The 17669-nt window shown below is 63.6% G+C and carries 13 protein-coding genes; 6 read left to right on the forward strand and 7 right to left on the reverse strand.

Annotation, left to right across the window (positions count from 1 at the left end; all coding sequences use genetic code 11):
* The first annotated feature begins 1 nt into the window (after position 1).
* Positions 2 to 1528 (forward strand): tryptophan halogenase family protein, encoded by a 1527-nt coding sequence (locus J3454_RS13800; RefSeq protein ID WP_349514340.1) that lies wholly within the window; start codon positions 2 to 4, stop codon positions 1526 to 1528.
* 284 nt (positions 1529 to 1812) lie between these two features.
* Here J3454_RS13800 and J3454_RS13805 read toward each other — a convergent pair whose 3' ends face one another.
* On the reverse strand, positions 1813 to 4593 hold the full coding sequence (locus tag J3454_RS13805; RefSeq protein ID WP_349514341.1) for a TonB-dependent receptor: 2781 nt from the start codon (positions 4591 to 4593) through the stop codon (positions 1813 to 1815).
* A gap of 361 nt (positions 4594 to 4954) precedes the next feature.
* On the opposite strand from J3454_RS13805, the gene J3454_RS13810 reads away from it, so the two are divergent.
* Entirely contained in the window at positions 4955 to 5689 is a 735-nt protein-coding gene (locus J3454_RS13810) for a DUF6445 family protein (protein ID WP_349514342.1), read from the forward strand.
* A gap of 39 nt (positions 5690 to 5728) precedes the next feature.
* Entirely contained in the window at positions 5729 to 7261 is a 1533-nt protein-coding gene (locus J3454_RS13815) for a tryptophan halogenase family protein (RefSeq protein WP_349514343.1), read from the forward strand.
* A gap of 97 nt (positions 7262 to 7358) precedes the next feature.
* Here the strand turns inward: J3454_RS13815 and J3454_RS13820 are convergent, their stop codons facing one another.
* Positions 7359 to 7859, reverse strand: a complete 501-nt coding sequence (locus tag J3454_RS13820) for a c-type cytochrome (protein ID WP_349514344.1) — start codon at positions 7857 to 7859, stop codon at positions 7359 to 7361.
* 204 nt (positions 7860 to 8063) lie between these two features.
* Between J3454_RS13820 and J3454_RS13825 the strand changes: the two genes are divergently transcribed.
* Complete coding sequence (locus tag J3454_RS13825; RefSeq protein WP_349514345.1) at positions 8064 to 8867, forward strand: DUF1499 domain-containing protein; 804 nt, start codon at positions 8064 to 8066, stop codon at positions 8865 to 8867.
* 4 nt (positions 8868 to 8871) lie between these two features.
* Here J3454_RS13825 and J3454_RS13830 read toward each other — a convergent pair whose 3' ends face one another.
* The 5 genes from J3454_RS13830 to J3454_RS13850 are packed head-to-tail and all read right to left on the reverse strand — an operon-like array spanning position 8872 to position 14550.
* A complete protein-coding gene (locus tag J3454_RS13830; protein WP_349514346.1) occupies positions 8872 to 9477 on the reverse strand; it encodes a CDP-alcohol phosphatidyltransferase family protein in 606 nt (201 codons plus the stop codon).
* 4 nt (positions 9478 to 9481) lie between these two features.
* Positions 9482 to 10759, reverse strand: coding sequence for a NupC/NupG family nucleoside CNT transporter (locus tag J3454_RS13835; protein ID WP_349514347.1), 1278 nt, complete (start codon positions 10757 to 10759; stop codon positions 9482 to 9484).
* A gap of 21 nt (positions 10760 to 10780) precedes the next feature.
* Complete coding sequence (locus J3454_RS13840) at positions 10781 to 11215, reverse strand: hypothetical protein (protein ID WP_349514348.1); 435 nt, start codon at positions 11213 to 11215, stop codon at positions 10781 to 10783.
* A gap of 15 nt (positions 11216 to 11230) precedes the next feature.
* The gene (locus tag J3454_RS13845) at positions 11231 to 13369 is read right to left on the reverse strand and encodes a dihydrolipoyl dehydrogenase family protein (protein ID WP_349514349.1); all 2139 of its coding nucleotides are present in this window, start codon (positions 13367 to 13369) and stop codon (positions 11231 to 11233) included.
* Positions 13370 to 13410: 41 nt separating this feature from the next.
* On the reverse strand, positions 13411 to 14550 hold the full coding sequence (locus tag J3454_RS13850) for an FAD-dependent oxidoreductase (RefSeq protein ID WP_349514350.1): 1140 nt from the start codon (positions 14548 to 14550) through the stop codon (positions 13411 to 13413).
* Between the two features lie 315 nt (positions 14551 to 14865).
* Here J3454_RS13850 and J3454_RS13855 point away from each other — a divergent pair, with 315 nt between their 5' ends.
* Positions 14866 to 16641, forward strand: a complete 1776-nt coding sequence (locus tag J3454_RS13855; RefSeq protein ID WP_349514351.1) for an ABC transporter transmembrane domain-containing protein — start codon at positions 14866 to 14868, stop codon at positions 16639 to 16641.
* The gene (locus tag J3454_RS13860; RefSeq protein ID WP_349514352.1) at positions 16638 to 17669 is read left to right on the forward strand and encodes an HlyD family secretion protein; all 1032 of its coding nucleotides are present in this window, start codon (positions 16638 to 16640) and stop codon (positions 17667 to 17669) included. Before J3454_RS13855 ends, J3454_RS13860 begins: the two co-directional genes overlap by 4 nt.

A 17669-nucleotide genomic window follows, 5' to 3' on the forward strand; every position in this document is an offset into this window, starting at 1 on the left:
GATGACCGCCGATGCCATCCCTGCCCCGCTCACCAGCATCGTCATCGTCGGTGGCGGCAGTGCGGGCTGGATGACAGCGGCCGCGCTGGCCGATGTCGTGGGCCGCGATTGCGCCATCACGCTGATCGAAAGCGAAGCCATTGGCACTGTCGGGGTGGGCGAAGCGACCATCCCGCCGATCCGCAACTTCAATCGCCGCCTCGGCATCGACGAGGCAACCTTCGTGCGCGAGACGCAGGGCTCGTTCAAGCTCGGGATCGAGTTCGTCGACTGGGGCAAGCGCGACCACAGCTACTTCCACCCCTTCGGCCAGTACGGCGCCGAATTCGATTCCGTGCCGTTCTATCATCACTGGATGCGCGAACATCTGGCGGGGCGCGCCGACGGCCCGATCGACGATTTCTCGATGTGCTGGGCCATGGCCAAGGCCGGCAAGTTCACGCTCCCTTCCCCTGACCGGCGGCTGATCCAGTCGACGTTCGATTACGCCTATCATTTCGACGCCGGGCTCTACGCCGCTTTCCTCAGGCGCTTTGCCGAAGCGCGCGGCGTGGTGCGCAAGGAAGGCCGCGTGGTCGATGTTGCCGTGCGCGGCGCGGATGGTTTCATCGAGCATGTCACGCTGGAGAGCGGGGAGACGGTGAGCGGTGAGTTCTTCATCGATTGCAGCGGCTTCAGAGGCCTGCTGATCGAGGAGGCGCTGGAGGCGGGCTACGACAACTGGCAGCACTGGCTGCCGTGTGACCGCGCGGTGGCAGTGCCCTGTGAGAAGGGCGAATTCACGCCCTACACCCGCTCCACCGCCAAGGCGGCTGGCTGGCAGTGGCGCATCCCGCTCCAGCACCGCACCGGCAACGGTTACGTCCATTGCAGCGACTTCATTTCGGAGGATGAGGCCAGCGCCGAATTGCTCGCCACCCTCGATGGCAAGCCTTTGGCCGATCCGCGCAGTTTGCGCTTTGTCACCGGCAAGCGGCGCGAGTTCTGGAAGCGCAATTGCGTGGCCATCGGGCTTTCGGCGGGGTTCATGGAGCCGCTGGAATCGACCAGCCTGCACCTCATCCAGTACGGCATCCTGCGGCTAATCGCGCTGCTGCCCGACAATGCGATGTCGCCGCTGCTGAGGCGTGAATACAACGCCCAGACCGCGAGCGAATACGAGCGGATCCGCGACTTCCTGATCCTGCATTACAAGGCCAGCGTGCGGGACGATTCCGAGCTTTGGCGGTACTGCGCCGCGATGCCGATCCCCGACAGCCTGCAATACAAGATCGACCATTTCCGCGAGCACGGGATGCTGGTTTCGGACGAGCGCGAGCTGTTCGCCAATCCCAGCTGGATCGCGGTCTATCTCGGCCAAGGCATCGTGCCCGCCCGTCCGCCCGCGCTCGCCGCAATGCGCGGAGGCGTGCCGGTGGGCGAGCGCCTCATGCAAATCCGCAGCGCGATGGACGAGGCGGTCGCCGCGATGCCGAACCACAGCGAATTCATCGCCCGCCACTGCGCCGCACCGCCAATCACCGCCTGACTGCGGCGCGTGTAGGAGACACATGAGACACTGTCCAAGGAGCGAAAATCTTCACCCGCCGGCTGCGTCAGCGATTGGCGGGAAAGACATCTGCAGCAAGACTCGTGATGATGCTGCCACCCGCAACGCCAGTAGGAAAGCGGACGGGGCGGCGTTAGCCACCTCGCGCCGATGTCTCGACTAGCCTGACGCGGAAAGCCCAGACGCAGAAAGGGCCCGCCATTGCTGGCGAGCCCGTCCTGACACCCTAGAGCGACCCGGGGGCTACGTTGCCATAGTTCGGATCAGAAGTTCTTGCGGATCGTGAAGTTGAACGTCCGCCCATAGATTTCGTGGCGGCTCGGGAAGGTGCCGACCACGTCGCCGCCAGCCCCCAGCAAGTCGTTCTGAGTCACGAAAGGTTCGTTGGTCAGGTTGAACGCCTCGAACAGGATGCCGACGCCGTTGAGCGCGCTGCCCGGCTTGTCGAAGGTGTAGCCGATCTGCGCATCGATAATGGTCTCGCCCTGCGCATCCGCCCCGTCGAGCCCGCCGGAGAAGTTCTGTACTTCCGACAGGAACGGACCGCGATAACGTGCGGCCAGCTTGGCGCGGAAGCCGTATTTTTCATAGAAGATGTCGCCCGACCAGGTCACATCCGAATATCCAGGGATCCGGATCGGGTTGAGCCCCGGCTGTTCGATCTCGGCATCGGCATAGGTCACGCTGGCGAACCCGCCGAACCCGTCGAGCGCATTCGAGACATCGCCAAAATCGACCCGCAGCGTGCCTTCGATCCCGGTGATCGATCCATCCGCAAAGTTCACCGGGCCGCCGAACACGCCCGTCGCCAGTTCGGGCGCGGTGTCGAGGATCGATCGGAACCCGGCATTCTCGATCTGCTGGGTCAGGTCGATCGTCTCGCTGAGATCGAGCACCCAGTCGGACAGATCCTTGTGGAACGCCGCGACGATGATTGCCGAACCGGGCGAGAAGTACTTTTCGAACGAGATGTCGAAGGAGGTCGACCGGTAAGGCTGCAGCGTCGGGTTGCCGCCGCCAAGATTGAAGCACACCAGCGTGGGCGGGTTGAAGCCGATCACCGTATCGGGGATCTGGTCGCCATCGGTATCCGCACAGCTCAGCGAGTTGACGGTAATATTCTGGTTCGCCGCCAGCTGATCGAGCCGCGCGCGGGTGATGGTCTTGGCCGCCGCGAGACGGATGAAGGTATCCTCCATGATCTCAAAGCTGAGGTTCATGCTCGGCAACCAGTTGTCGTAGGTCGCGGTCACATCATTGGTGAACCCGCCGCTGATCGTGCCGACCGATGATTGTTCGGTGTCGGCATAGCGCAGGCCGAAATTGCCGCGCACCGGAACCGATCCAAGATCACCGTTGATATTGGCCTGAATGTAGAAGTTGTGGATCTTCTCCTCGACCACCCATTCGGTGTCGTCGGTCGCCCGCTCCAGCAGATAGGCGCCGCTGTTAAGCAAGGCTGCGGGGTCATAGGCGATGATATCCTGCCCGATGCCCTTGGAGTTGGACGACCCGATGATCAGGTCGGCCGGGATCGTCAGCGAGCTGTCCACAAAAGCGGCGCCGGCGCGCAGGAAGGTGCCGTTATTGTCGAAGTCCTTGTTGCGATCGGTGTAAAGCCATCCGACCACGATGCTGTCGATCATGCCGCCGTCGAACTCCCAAAAGGCTTCGGCGCGCAGTTGATGGAGTTCGTCGTTGATTTCCGGCTCGCGCAGGAAGCCGACCTGGCCCCAGCCGCCCGGATCGGTCAGCAGCACGTTGGCCGGATCGGTGTAATCGATCAGCCCGTCGATGGAATATTCGCCGCTTTCGGGGAAGGTGAAGGTCAGCGTGTCCTGCGCGCCCGAACGAGCGCGGCCCGTACCGGCGTAGGATTCGAAATCGACATCGTCACGGTCGAGCGTCGAGTACCCGTAATCGAGCACGAAGCCGAGATTGTCGTTCGCACGCCATTCGAGGTTGCCGCCGATCGCGAAGATCGAGGATTCGGCGCCTTCGGTGTCGGTGCGCAAAATCGGCACCACCGCCGAATAGGTCGCGGTGTCCGCGAACGGGCCGTTGCCGGTGGCGCCATCGAAGGTCGCGCCGCTCCACGATGCAATCGGGGTTTCGGTGCCTCGGAAAATGCCGGAATCGCTGGTGTCTGTGTAAAAGCTGTCGATCGTCAGCGCAAAATTGTCGGTCGGCTCGAACTGCAGGGTCCCGGCGATCGAGGTGCGCTCGAAGCTCCGGCTCTGTACGCCCTGACGCGGATTGTCGCTGGGATAGATCACGCCGTCTGCCGTGCGCGAAACCTGATCGTTGCGGGTCTTCAACTCGCGCTGGATGATGTGGGTCGGAATGGATTGAGCCGTGACGCCCAGCGACCAGCCCAGTGTGCCGCTGGCGTTCTGATCGATGTAGCTGGCGAAGAAGCGATAGCCGTCATCAGCGAAATCGGGGTTCAACGATCCCTGATCGTTGATCGTGTAGGTCGCCTGTGCGGTGATCTGGCGTTCCTTGTAATCGAGCGGCTTGATGGTCCGCAGGTCGACCGCGCCGGCAATGCCGATGGCGGCCAACTGCGCATCGCCGGTCTTGTAGACCACGCCCGAGCCGATCAGTTCGGACGGGAACTGGTCGAATTCAATGCCGCGGTTGTTGCCCGCGGAAACCACTTCGCGGCCGTTCAGCAGCGCAAGCGAGAAGTCGGGGCCGAGACCGCGGATCGAAATCTGCTGCGAGCGACCGCGCACGCGCTGGGCGGTAACGCCGGGCAGACGCGCCAGCGTATCGGCGATCGAAAGGTCGGGCAGCAGGCCAATATCTTCAGACGAGATCACTTCGACAATCGAGGTCGCATTGCGCTTGGCATCGAGCGAGGACTGGATCGAGCTGCGGATGCCGGTAACGACAATCGCGTTTTCTTCATCATCGGCGGTGGTGACAGGCGGTTCTTCGGCGTCCTGTGCCAGCACCGGTGCACCGGTCGCGGCCAGCGCCAGAAAGGTCGCAGCCCCGCAAAGCAGGCGCGCGCTCACATTGATCCCGTTGGTCTTCATCTGAAATCCCCTCCAGCAAGCGACATCATGCGTGCGCTTTTGCAGGTTTTTTCATAGCGCAGTCTGGGGCTGAGGTAAATTGCCAATCGCGCAGGCACGCTCGGGTCTGTTGCTTGCAATATTTTTGTTTTCTTTCTGATGTTTAGTTATGAGCAAGCGTTCCGATAGCTGAACAGATGGAAAAGGTTTCGACAGCTTGTTGCCCTATTGTCACAGTCTCCCCGGCGCATTCGGCAGCGCCGCAAGACCGCTCCTCAATCCGCGCCGGCCCTGGTGCGCAGCAATCCGCCATAAGCATTCCGGTTCAATGGCTTGGCCTTACCACTTGGCCCCGGCCCTCGCATTTGTTAGGCTCCCGGCTATGGCGATTGCCCCCTCATCCCGACCAAAATCGGCGCTGCCCGGATGGGCCATTTCCCCTGAGGCGGCGAAGGTTTCACACTTTTCTTCGGCAAATCATATTCTTGTCACTGCCGAAAGCCTGCTCGACACACCCGATCACGCCATTGACCAGTCTATTTTGCAAGATTTTGCACGAATCACGCCGCAATATCCCGGCGTGCGCGCGCCACTGGGTCGGCAGGTTTGCGCCAGTTGGCTTGCGGCGCTCTCGCCGCTGCTCGATCAATGGTTCGAATCCGGCAGCACGCGCTGGGAGATGCAGGGGTGGTATTCGCTCGTCACCACGCCGCCCGCCGACCTCGCTCCGATGCAGCGCTTGCCGCATGTCGACGGCACCGATCCGCGCCAGATCGCGATGATGCTCTATCTTCACCGCACCGGGCACGGCGGGACCGCGTTCTTTCGCCACCGCTCGACCGGGCTGGAGGCGCTAACCACTGCGGAGTTTGCGCGATACCGCGAGGCGTTGCAGCGCGATGTTGCGCGCACCGGCCTGCCGCCTGCGGCCTACCCCACCGACGGCGCACCGCATTTCGAACGCACGCATGCCGTTCCCGGACATTTCAACAGCGCCGTATTCTATCGCGGCAACATCCTGCATAGCGGGGTGATCGATAATGCCGCGCCGCTTTCCTCCGATCCGCGCGAAGGACGGCTGACGATCAACGCCTTCTTCCGCCCGGCGGCGGATTGAAGCGGCCCAAGGGCAGAGCAGAGCAAGAGGGGCAGAGCTATGGCAGAGGGCAAGTTGCAGAAACTGGTGATCGTGGGCGGCGGAACCGCGGGCTGGATCACCGCGGCAGCCTTCGCCCGCCTGCTGGGCCGGAGCCTGACCATCGAACTGGTCGAATCCGAAGCGATCGGCACTGTCGGCGTGGGCGAGGCGACGATCCCGCAGATCATCCGCCTCAACACCATCCTCGGCATCGACGAGCATGAGTTCCTGAAGGCGACCTCGGGCACCTTCAAGCTCGGGATCGAATTCGTCGATTGGGGCAAGCGCGGTAGTCGTTATCTCCACACCTTCGGCGATACCGGCATGAACCTCGGCAATGTCGCGTTCCATCACTACTGGCGGCGCAGTTGCATGGACGAGGCGCAGCCCGATGCGCGCGGGCTGTGGCAGTGGTCCTTGCATCAGGTGGCAGCGGATCAGGCGCGGTTCGGGAAACTCGATCGGGTGGGCAACACAGCGATGACCGGGCTGGCCTATGCCTACCACTTCGATGCCAGCCGTTATGCCCTGTTCCTGCGTGCCTATGCTGAGGGCCGCGGAGTGACGCGCACCGAAGGCATCGTCGAGAGCGTCGAACGCGATGGAGAGAACGGCGACATCGCCGCCATCACGCTGGCCGGAGGTAAGCGCGTGGCGGGCGATTTCTTCATCGACTGCACCGGCTTTCGTGCGCTGCTGCTGGGGCAGGAACTGGGCGTCGGCTACGAGGACTGGTCGCGGTGGCTACCGTGCGACCGGGCGCTGGCGGTGCCGAGCGAGCGCCTGCCGACACTGTTCCCCTATACCCGCGCCACCGCGAAAGACGCAGGCTGGCAATGGCGCATCCCGCTGCAGCATCGCACCGGCAACGGGCATGTCTATTCCAGCGGGTTCACCACGGACGAGGCGGCGGCCGAAACGCTGATGGCAGGGCTGGACACCAGACCGCTGGGCGATCCGCGCCCGATCCGTTTCACCACCGGCAGGCGGCAGGCGTTCTGGTCGCACAATTGCGCCGCGATCGGCCTTGCCAGCGGGTTTCTGGAACCGCTCGAATCGACCAGCATCCACCTTATCCAGTCGCATGTCAGCCGGTTGATCCAGCTGTTCCCACGCTCTCCCGATGCCGGCGCAATGCGCGACGAGTATAACCGCCGGTGCCGCGCCGAGTTCGAGCAGATCCGCGACTTCCTGATCCTCCACTATCACCGCACCGACCGCGACGACACCGATTTCTGGCGCTATTGCAAGCACATGAACGTGCCCGACAGCCTCTCGCACAAGCTGGAACTGTTCGCTGCCGCAGGCCGCATCGGGCGTGATGCGGATGATCTGTTCCGCGATGCCAGTTGGGTGCAGGTGATGCTGGGACAAGGCATAATGCCCGCCGATTACGATCCGATGGCCGACCAGATCGGCGATGCGCAGCTCGGCGAATTTCTCGCCAATCTGCGCACCATCGTCGAACGCGCCGTAGCAGGCCTGCCGAGCCACGAGGATTATCTGAGGCAGCATTGCATGGCCGCAGACCCGGCGACAGCCGCCGCCTGATCAACGCTGCGCAAAGGCAAGAAAAAGGGCGATGTGGCTACCCACACCGCCCGTTTTTCCTGATCAGCAGCGCCGCAGCGCTGACGACACCAAAATCTTAGCTGCTCTGGCTTTCGAGATAGGCCACCAGATTGGCGCGATCCTGCGCATCCTTGATGCCCGGGAAGGCCATCTTGGTGCCGGGCATGAAGCCCTTGGGATCTTCGAGATATTCGAACAGCACATCGGTCGTCCAGACCACGCCGCTGTTCTGGTTGGCTTCCGAATAGCTGTAGCCTTCGACCGAACCCGACGGGCGGCCGACGATGTTGTGCAGCGACGGGCCGACGCGGTTCACGCCTTCTTCGAGCACGTGGCACGAACGGCACAGGGCGAACACCTTTTCGCCTGCAGCGGCGTCAGTGGTCATGCTGGCAAACTCCATCGTCGCACCAGCGGCAGCGGCATCGGGTGCCGCAGCTTCGGGTGCCATCGGTTCTTCGACCACCGGAGCAGCCGCAGTTTCTTCAGCCGCCGGGGCATTGTTGCCGCCGCCGCAAGCCGAAAGAGTCATCAGGCCCGCCAGCGCGGCCGCACCCATCAGGAAATTACGCTTCATAGTCGATTGTCCTCTGAACAACTTAGTCCTCCCGCAACTGCGGGGGGCATAACCCAGTTTTTCCGGCATGAAAAGCAGGACTTCCACAAGCTCAATCGCTTTTGCCCCCGCTGCCGTATTTTCCCAACGCGCGAAGGCCAAAGGGTTTCCCGCGACTCATGAACGGATATTTGCCTTGTTGCACAGGCACGCTAAACAGCAGGCATGAAAAACCTGCCCTGGCACACAAAACTCGTCCTCGCCCTGCTGGCGTTCCTTCCGCTGTATTTCGCGATTGCCGCGTTCGGCACCAAGATCGGCCTGTGGGGCTGGCCGACGGGGCTGATGGCGCTGACATTCGGTGGCGGCGTAATCCTGCTGGGGATCGTGGCAGTGGCTGCGCTGATATCGTTGATCCTGGGGGTGATCGCCAAGCCGCGCCGCAATGTTGTGCTGGGGGCAGCGATCATCGGCCTGTTGATACCCGGTGCGGTGTTCGTGATGTTCACTGCCGCGCGCGGAACGGCCGCTGACAATCCGATCCACGATGTCGCCACCGACACAGCCGATCCGCCCGCATTCTCGGCCGAGACGCTGGCCGCGCGGGCCGAGGCCGAAGCCAACCCGCTGAGCGATTATCAGACTCCGCTGGGCGAACTGGCGCTTTACGAAGGCGTGGAGCCCGAATTGGCGATCAAATCGCACGCGCAGATCATCACCGATCGCTACGCCAACCTTGCCCCCCTACCGCTGGCAGGCGCCAGCCGCGCCGATGCGGTGGCAGCCGTGGCGGCAGCGATGGGCAATATGGGCTTCAACGACATCCGCACCGATGCCGCCTCCGGCACAGTCGAAGGCGTGGCCGAAACGTTCTGGTTCGGGTTCAAGGATGACGTGGTCGCCCGGATCGGCGAGAACGAGATCGACTTCCGCTCGGTCAGCCGGGTCGGGCGCAGCGATCTGGGAGCGAATGCGGAACGGATTGCTGAATTGCGTCAAAGGGTCGCGGGCCAGATCGGCCAGCGCTGACGCGTCAGTCGCGGAAGGTGGCAGCCGCCATCGCGCTGCGCTGAAACACCGTCAGCAGGCATAGCGCGGCATAGCCATAGGCGAGCCAAGCGAACCACGCCGGGAACAGGCACATGGAGATGAACACCGCGATAGTTTCGGTGCCTTCAGCCAGCCCGGTGGAATAGAAGAAACTCTTGCGCCCATGCGCCTCGGTCGTATCGCCGCGCTTGGCCGCGATCGCCGCATAGGCGAGGAAGCTTACCCCCGTCAGCACGAAACTGGCCACCAGCACCAATGCAGGCAGCGTATTGTCGAGGCTGAGAACGCCGAAGCCGAGCGGGATCGACACGTAAAACGCAAAGTCGGCGACAATGTCGAAATAGCCGCCCAGATCGGACGGCCCGCGCACCCGTGCCACGGCGCCGTCCAAACCATCCGCCAGCCGGTTGGCGCAGATCAGCGCCAGCCCCCAGCCGATATGGCCCAACGCAATGGCCGCCGCCCCGCCAAGCCCAAGCGCAAGACCGGCAAAGGTCAGCCCGTTGGCCGTCACGCCAAACCCGGCCAGCACCCGCCCCGCCCTGTTCAGCGGCGGATCGATCAGCGGGCGGAGTTTGGCGTCCAGCATCAGGTCACACGCCCCAGCTTACCAGCCCGATCCACGCGCCTGTCATTGCGCTCGCCAGATTGCCCGCGAGCCAGCTTTTCATCCCCAATCCCGCGGCCTCCGCCCGGCGTTCGGGGCAGAGCGTGCCGATGGTCGATACCAGCAATCCGACGCTGGCAAGGTTCGCCACCCCGCACAATGCATAGGTAACGATCAGCAGGCTCCTTGGTCCCAATGTGCCTGCAGGCAGCGCGGCGAGTTCGAGATAGGCGACATACTCGTTGAGGATGGCCTTGGTGCCCATCAATCCGCCCGCCGCCTGAGCATCGCTCCACGGTACGCCCAGCAGCCACATGAAGGGAGAGAACAACCAACCGAATACGCGCTTGAGGCTCACCGCTTCACCTTCGATGAGGGGCAGCAAGGCCAGAACCTGATCGGCTAGCGCCACCAGCGCGAACACCACGATGATAACGGCAATGACCGCAAGGAACAGCGCCATGCCGTCCATCGTGCCTTTGACGATCGCATCGATGCTGGATTCGTATTTGAGGCCGGGTTCATCCTTCTCCACCGCCGTCTGCGCATCCTCCGCCATTCCCGGCACCATCAGCCGCGCGATCAGCAGCGCGGCGGGTAGCGAGATCAGCGAGGCGGAGATCATGTGGCCGACCGCATCGGGCACGGTTGCGCGCAAGGTGGTGGCGTAAAGGATCAGGATCGCGCCGCTGATGGTCGCCATCGCCAGCACCATCACCTGAAACAGTTCGGCGCGGGTCATCGGCAAGAAATAGGCGCGCACCACCAGCGGGCTTTCGACTACGCCGAGGAACATGTTCGCCCCGCCCGAAAGACCGACGACGCCGCTCACCCCCAAGCTGCGGCGTAGCAGGAACGACAAGCCGTTCACCAGCCAGCGCAGCACGCCCCAATGCCACAACAGCGCGGCGAGCGCGGAAAACACGATCACCAGCGGCAAAATCTGGAATGCGATGATCAGCGGCGGCTGCGCGCCTTCTTTCAGCGCAAACGGCAGCGGCGCTCCGCCCAGATAGCCGAACATGTAGGACGAACCCTTGAGCGTTGCCTGTTCGACCGCGCTGACCGCGCTGTCGGCCAGCCCGACGATCTCCCACACAAACGGCACCCGCACGATCAGCAGCGCGAGCAGCCCTTGCAGCGCCAGCGCGCCCAGCATCCAGCGCCAGCCGGGGTGGCTGCGGCGATCCTCGCTGAAAGCCCATGCGATGACCAGCAGCACCGCGAGCCCGAGCACGCCTCTCAACTGGTCGAACAGTTCCAAATGCGCCCCCGATTGCCGTCGTTAAAAGCGCTTCTTGCCGATCAGCCGGTCGAGCGCCAGCGTATCCTGCCTGCGAAACGCAATCAGCGCCAGCGCCGCACCCGCCACGGTCAGTGACGGGAAGAACAGCAGGTTCGCCTGCTCCTGACTGTCGAACAGGTACAGGCCGAAGGGATCGAGAAAATGCCGCCAGATCGGCAGCGCTCCGCCCACCAGAATGATTGCCGAACCGATCAGCGCATATTTGCGCAGCAGGCCGAGCACCACCAGCACGCCGATCGCCACTTCAACCGCCGCGAAGGCGAGTTGCAAGGTATTGTCCGCGCCGACGCCGCCGTAATATTTGTTGGCAAGGCCGCTCCCCATGCCTTCGTTCAGCAGCCGCGCCCCGCCCCACAGGACAAGAAGCATTCCGGTGCCGATCCGCATGATGAGCAGAGCAAATTTGGCAAGCATTGCGTGTTCTCCTGATTAACCCCGCCGCCATGCGTGGTAGCGTTCGACCCACTTCAGCACCCCTTCGGGCTTGTGCGCCTTCTTCCAGTTGCCTGCGGCGAACTTGTTGGCTTCGGCCATGGTGGGGTAGGAATGAATCGTGCCGAGGATCTTGTTGAGCCCGATCCCGTACTTCATCGCCAGCACATATTCGGCCAGCAATTCGCCCGCGTGCGCGCCGACGATGGTGGCACCCAGCACTGTGTCCTTGCCGGGCGGGGTGAGGACTTTGACGAAGCCGCGCGTCTCGCTTTCGGCAATGGCACGGTCGAGATCGTCGAGGTCGTAGCGAGTGACTTCCACCGCAATGCCCTGCTCCGCCGCTTCGCTTTCGTTGAGACCGACACGCGCGACTTCGGGTTCGAGGAAGGTGACGGCGGGGATCACGCGGTAGTCAGCCTTGAACTTGCGGAACTGCCCGAACAGCGCGTTGACGCTGGCGTACCAGGCCTGATGGCTGGCAGTGTGGGTGAACTGGTATGGCCCGGCCACGTCGCCCGCCGCGAAGATGTTCGGGAATTTGGTGGCAAGGAATTCGTCGGTGTTGACGGTTTTCGCCGTGTCCACGCCAATTGCTTCCAGTCCGAACCCGGTGAGCCGCGCCTTGCGCCCGACTGCGACAATCAACGCATCGTACGGCACTGCCACCTCCGCGCCGTCAGCCTCCGCGATCAGGGTGCGACCTTCGATGCGCACGGCGGCATGACCGGTCAGCACGTTCACGCCCGACTCTTCCAGCACCGCACGGGCGAGCAAGGAGACATCGTCATCCTCGCGCCCCAATACCCGGTCGCTGCGCTCGATCTGCGTGACCTGCGAACCCAGCCGCGCCAGCGCCTGCGACAATTCGCACCCGATCGGCCCGCCGCCCAGCACCGCGATCCGCTGCGGCGCTTCGTCCATTGTTGCAAAGGCGTTCCACAGGGTTTCGCTGGTGAGATAGCCGCTGGCTTCGATCCCCGGAATATCCGGCACCACTGGCGCTGCGCCCGAAGCGATGACAATGCTGCGCGTCGTCAGCCGCTGCGTGCCGCCATCATTGCGCGCGATCTCGACCGTCCACGGGTCGATGATCGTCGCATAGCCCTTCACCACATCGACGCCGAGATCGGTGTAGCGCTCGACGGAATCGTGCGGCTCGATGGTCTTGATGGCATCCAGCACCCGCGCCATAACCCGCTTGAACGGCACTGTGGGCGTCGTGGCTTCCAGCCCGTATCTGTTCGCCCCGCGCATCATTGCTGCGACCTTGGCGCTCTTGATCAGTGCCTTCGACGGCACGCAGCCGGTGTTGAGGCAATCGCCGCCCATGTCCCGGGCTTCGACCAGCGTCACGCTCGCCTTCACCTGCGCGGCGATATAAGCTGAGACAAGGCCCGCAGAGCCTGCGCCGACAACGACGAGATTACGGTCGAACGACTTGGGCCGCGTGAACCCGGCATAGACCTTGCGGCGCTTGATGATGCCGATCACCAGCTTGGCCAGCCACGGCGCAATGCCGAGCAGGGCGAAGCTCGCCAGCACGCCCGGCGATACGATGCCGGAAAGGCTGTCGATCCGCGCCAGCTGCGTCCCGGCATTCACATAGACGGCGGTGCCCAGCAACATGCCCACTTGGCTCACCCAGACATAGGTCCAGATCCGGATGCGGGTCAGGCCCATCACCAGATTGACCACGAAGAACGGGAACGCGGGAATCATCCGCAGGCTGAACAGGTAGAACGCCCCGTCGCGCTCCAGCCCGGCGTTGATCGCCTTCAACCGCTCGCCAAACCGCGCCTCGATGGTGTCGCGCAGCACATAGCGTGACGACAGGAACGCCAGCGTCGCCCCGGCGGTCGAAGCGAAGGAGACAAGGATCGTGCCCGTAACCAGCCCGAACAAGGCTCCCGCTGCCAGCGTCATGATCGCCGCGCCCGGAAGCGATGCCGCGGTGACCGCGACATAGACCGCAAAAAAGCCGGCAAGCACCGCGACCGGATTCCGATCGTAGAACGCTTCCCACTGGGCGACGAGATCCTTCACCCCGCTCAGCGTGAGGTATTGGCCCAGATCGAACACGAAATAGGCAGCCACGATCGCAGCCAATGCGGCAAGGATAATGATTTTCTTCAAGGGAACTCCTTGCCCTGTTTTCGCCCGAAGCGCGCCGGAGGTTACGCAGTTCCCGCGAGCGCGGCGTATTTTGCGATCCAGCGCTTGTCGATCCAGTGCTTCAGCCGCAGCACCCAGCGCCCCTGTGCAGCCAGCGGGCCATAGCTGGCAATAGCCTGCCCGTCGCCGGTATTCATCAGATACAGGCTGTTCCAACGCGGTTGGTAGGCAGCGCGCGGCGGCTCACCCGCCAGCAACCTGCGCAGATTGGCCGTTAGCACCGGCCCGGCGAAAACTGCGTGGACTCCTGAATGGGCCAACGGGCGGTCGGCGCGGGCCGCCACGTCCCCAGCGGCAAGGATATGCGGGTGGGAAACCGAACGCTGGTGCGCGTCGACCAGCGCGAAGCCTGCATCACCCACCGCCAGCCCGCTTGTCCGCACCCACTCCGGCGCAGCGCTGCCGATGGCGGCGACAATGAGATCCGCCGGTTCGAGCGACTGCCGCCCTGCCATGATCGCGCCGGCTTCGAAATGCGCGGCGGCAGGGTGCACCACGATGCCTTGCCGCGCCAAGCCCCTGCCCACGCGCCCGCGTGCCGCCGTCGAAAAGCCGGGGAGCAAGCCCCCCTCGCCTGTCACCAGAGTCACTTCGGGCCGCGCTTCGGCCCATGCGAGGTTTCGCAGCCCGAACGCCAGTTCCACCCCGCCCGCGCCGCCGCCGGCCACCACCACCCGGCGCGGCGCGGCGCGCTCGGCGATGCGAGCCACAAAAATATCGATCGGGCGGATGTCGATCAGGCGCGGGTCATTGCCCAGCAGCGCAGCTGCGCGGCCTTCGCCGCCGGTATCCAGCGAAGCGTAATCGAACGCGATCGTCTCGCCAGTATCGGTGCGCACCAGCCGCGCCTGCGGGTCGATGGCGACACAGCGCCCCTGCACGAGCGCGGCGCCCGCGCGCTGCGCCAGCGCCGCAAGATCGACCAACCCTTCATCGCGTCCGTGCTGCCCCGCCAGCCAGCCCGGCACCATCCCCGAATAGCGCAAGGAGGGATGCGGCGTGAGCAGCAGCGTGCGGGCACCGGGGGGCGGCCCGCATCGGATCCAGTCGGCCAGCACCGCCACATGGGCATGACCACCGCCGACCAGCAGCACGATGCGCTGCCTTTCGCCATCCGACAGTGATTGCACCGTTTTTTTCATTGCTTGCCCATGCCCGAAACCGCACGGTTCATCTAGCGGCAAGGTTGAGAGGCTAACGCGGCCAGAAAATGAAAATGCCTCTCATTAGCTTCCTGTAGGTTTGTATATTCATGAATTTGCATAAACGGCAACCGCCGGAACCGCCTGCACGCTGGTGGATTGAAGCTGTGCCGCAAAAAGTGTTGCGCGGCATGCATCTGGTCGTGACAAGCCGGGGAGCGCGCCTAAAGGTCGCGCTTCATGGCTGCGGATACCCGCGCCTGTCCTGCTACATGATGCATCGCGTGAACACATTTATTGGACAGAAAGGCTGCCATGGCGGTTGAAGCCCCATCTTACGGCTCGCAGATCTCGCTGACCAAGTTCTTCCGGATCTTTGCCGAGATCATGAAGCCCGAGAGCAGTTTCTATTGGCTCGCGGTAGTTTACGGCATCGGCATCAGCCTGCTGTCGCTGGCGACGCCGATATCCGTGCAGATGCTGATCAACACGGTTGCCAACACCGCCATGCCCGCGCCGCTGGTGATGCTGTCGGTAACGCTGTTCGTGCTGCTGCTGTTCTCCTCGATGCTCTATGCCTTGCGCATTCACCTGATGGAGCTGTTTGCACGCCGCTTCTACGCACGCATGGTCAGCGAGATTTCGCTGATCGCGATCTACGCGCAGAACCCGTTCTTCACCGACACCACCCGCGGCGCGCTGTTCAACCGCTATTTCGATGTGATGGTGATCATGTCGCGCACGCCGATCCTGGTCATCGACGGATTTTCGATCCTGCTCGGCATTACGGTCGGCTTCGTGCTGGTGTCACTTTACCACCCGCTATTCCTGATCTTCACGCTGGTTATGATCGCGCTGATCTGGATCGTCTGGCTGGTGTGGGGCTCCCGTGCCATCCGCGCTGCGATTGACATGAGCCATGCCAAGCACGGCACCGCAATGTGGCTGCAGGAGATCGGCGAATCCAACGGCTTCTTCAAATCTCAGCAGCGGGTCGATTACGCAATCGCCGAAACCGACCGGAAGACCCACAATTACCTCAACGCGCGCCGCCGCTACTTCCGCCAGCATTTCTCGCAGACGCTGTCGTTCCTGCTGATGTATGCATCGGCCAGTGCGGTGCTGCTGGGGCTGGGCGGCTGGCTGGTGATCCAGTTCGAATTGACGCTGGGCCAGCTGGTGGCCGCCGAACTGGTGCTGTCAGCTGCGTTCTTCGGCGTGGCGCAGCTGGGCACTTACCTCAACTATTTCTACGAACTGTGCGCTGCGGGAGAAGAAGTCTCGTTGTTCTTCAATGTTGAGCAGGAACAACCTGGCGGGGCCGACCCGCTTAGCGGGGACGATCACACGCTGGTGTTCCGGCAAGTGCGTGGCAAGGCCCGTCACGAGGACGCCGAACTCGGCTTCACGATTCCCAGCGGCGCAATCGTGATGGCCGCGACCAGTCAGCACGGGTTGCAGCGATTGTTCACCAACGTCCTCAAACTTTATGAGCTGCCAGCTACAGGCTACGTCACGCTCGGCGGGACAGAGCTGAAAGAGATCGAGGCACATCACCTGCGGATGAGCATCTATGTGCTCGACCGGCCCAGCTTCGTGCCGATGACTATCCGCCAATATCTCGGCCTGTCATGCGCGGCGGGCGAAAGCTGGCGAATGCTCGACGCGCTGGAAGCGGTCGGTGTGGCGGAGGCGGTTGCCGGACTGGAGCACGGCCTCGATACCAAGATCGCGGCGACCGGTTATCCGCTCTCGACGATCGAACTGCTCAAACTCAAGCTGGCGAGCGCCATCCTCGCCCGTCCGCGCGTTCTCGTGCTCACCCGACTGTTCGATCTGATCGAGGAAGAACACCTCACCCACGCACTCGATGCCATTCGCGCAGGCGCATACACGACGGTGGTCTATTTCTCGGCGCGTGACGCCGCGCTCGGGTGCGACACCTTCCTCCACATGGAGGCTGATCGCCAGACCTGGTTCGACAATTTCACCGACTTTACCAAAGCACGCCGCGACAGCCGCGTCGCCCGCGCCGATGTCGAACGCCTGCAAGCTCAGGTCGCCGCGCCCGGCAGCGGAGGTCGGCCATGAACTCGTCGCAACGCACGCCGCACCGCTTCACGGCGCTGGAAACCGTCAAGGTGCCGCGCGTGATGCGCGCTACCTTCTACATGCTGCTGGTCGCCTTTCTGGCCGGCCTAGCGTTCCTGATCTACGCTCCGTGGCTGCAGACTGCGACCGGACGCGGGGCTGTCAACACGCTCAACCCGAACGAGCGCAAGCAGGACATCAACGCGCTGGTGCCGGGCCGGATCGAAGAATGGTACGTGCGCGATGGCAGCGCGGTGGAAAAGGGCGACCCGATCGTGCGGATCGCCGATATCGATCCGCAGCTGATCGAGCGTCTGCAGGCCGAACGCCAGCAGGTCGACTTGCAGTTGCAGGCCGCGCAAAGCGCGCTGGCGACTGCGCGGCTTGATGAACGCCGATCGCGCGAATTGTTCGAAGCCGGGCTCGCCGCACGGCGCGACTACGAACAGGCGCAGATTCGCATCGCCGAAATGGAAGGCCGGGTCGCCGCCGCACAGGCCGCTCTCAATCGCGCCGATGTCAGCCTGTCGCGCCAGTCGGTGCAGATCGTGCGCGCCCCGCGCGACGGCTTCATCCAGAGCCTCAACGCCGGAGACGCCGCAACCTACATAAACGCCGGGGACGTGCTGGCGACCTTCGTGCCCGACGGTGCCGAACGCGTGGTCGAGGTGTTCATCGACGGGCGCGACGTCGCGCTGGTGAAGCGCGGGGATAGGGCGCGGATCATGTTCGAAGGCTGGCCCGCGGTGCAGTTTTCCGGCTGGCCATCGGTCGCGGTCGGCACCTTCGGCGGGATCGTGGTCGCGGTTGACCAGTCGGCCCAGCCCAGCGGACGCTTCCGCGTGCTGATCGCCGAGGACAAGTCCGACGCCCATGCCTGGCCGGAAGAACGCTTCGTGCGGTTCGGGGCCAAGGCGCAGGCCTGGGTGCTGCTGGAAACCGTGCCGGTCGGCTACGAAATCTGGCGTCAGCTCAACAATTTCCCGCCCGAACTGCCGCCGGGCGAAGACACCGCGCAGACCCGGTGA

The organism is Erythrobacter sp. NFXS35, from assembly GCF_040148725.1.
GTDB lineage: Bacteria > Pseudomonadota > Alphaproteobacteria > Sphingomonadales > Sphingomonadaceae > Erythrobacter.

What these genes read in the sequence shown, in the direction of transcription:
- J3454_RS13800 (WP_349514340.1), top strand. Translation starts at nt 2, where the DNA reads ATGACCGCCGATGCCATCCCTGCCCCGCTCACCAGCATCGTCATCGTC.
- J3454_RS13805 (WP_349514341.1), bottom strand. Translation starts at nt 4,593, where the DNA reads ATGAAGACCAACGGGATCAATGTGAGCGCGCGCCTGCTTTGCGGGGCT.
- J3454_RS13810 (WP_349514342.1), top strand. Translation starts at nt 4,955, where the DNA reads ATGGCGATTGCCCCCTCATCCCGACCAAAATCGGCGCTGCCCGGATGG.
- J3454_RS13815 (WP_349514343.1), top strand. Translation starts at nt 5,729, where the DNA reads ATGGCAGAGGGCAAGTTGCAGAAACTGGTGATCGTGGGCGGCGGAACC.
- J3454_RS13820 (WP_349514344.1), bottom strand. Translation starts at nt 7,859, where the DNA reads ATGAAGCGTAATTTCCTGATGGGTGCGGCCGCGCTGGCGGGCCTGATG.
- J3454_RS13825 (WP_349514345.1), top strand. Translation starts at nt 8,064, where the DNA reads ATGAAAAACCTGCCCTGGCACACAAAACTCGTCCTCGCCCTGCTGGCG.
- J3454_RS13830 (WP_349514346.1), bottom strand. Translation starts at nt 9,477, where the DNA reads ATGCTGGACGCCAAACTCCGCCCGCTGATCGATCCGCCGCTGAACAGG.
- J3454_RS13840 (WP_349514348.1), bottom strand. Translation starts at nt 11,215, where the DNA reads ATGCTTGCCAAATTTGCTCTGCTCATCATGCGGATCGGCACCGGAATG.
- J3454_RS13850 (WP_349514350.1), bottom strand. Translation starts at nt 14,550, where the DNA reads ATGAAAAAAACGGTGCAATCACTGTCGGATGGCGAAAGGCAGCGCATC.
- J3454_RS13855 (WP_349514351.1), top strand. Translation starts at nt 14,866, where the DNA reads ATGGCGGTTGAAGCCCCATCTTACGGCTCGCAGATCTCGCTGACCAAG.
- J3454_RS13860 (WP_349514352.1), top strand. Translation starts at nt 16,638, where the DNA reads ATGAACTCGTCGCAACGCACGCCGCACCGCTTCACGGCGCTGGAAACC.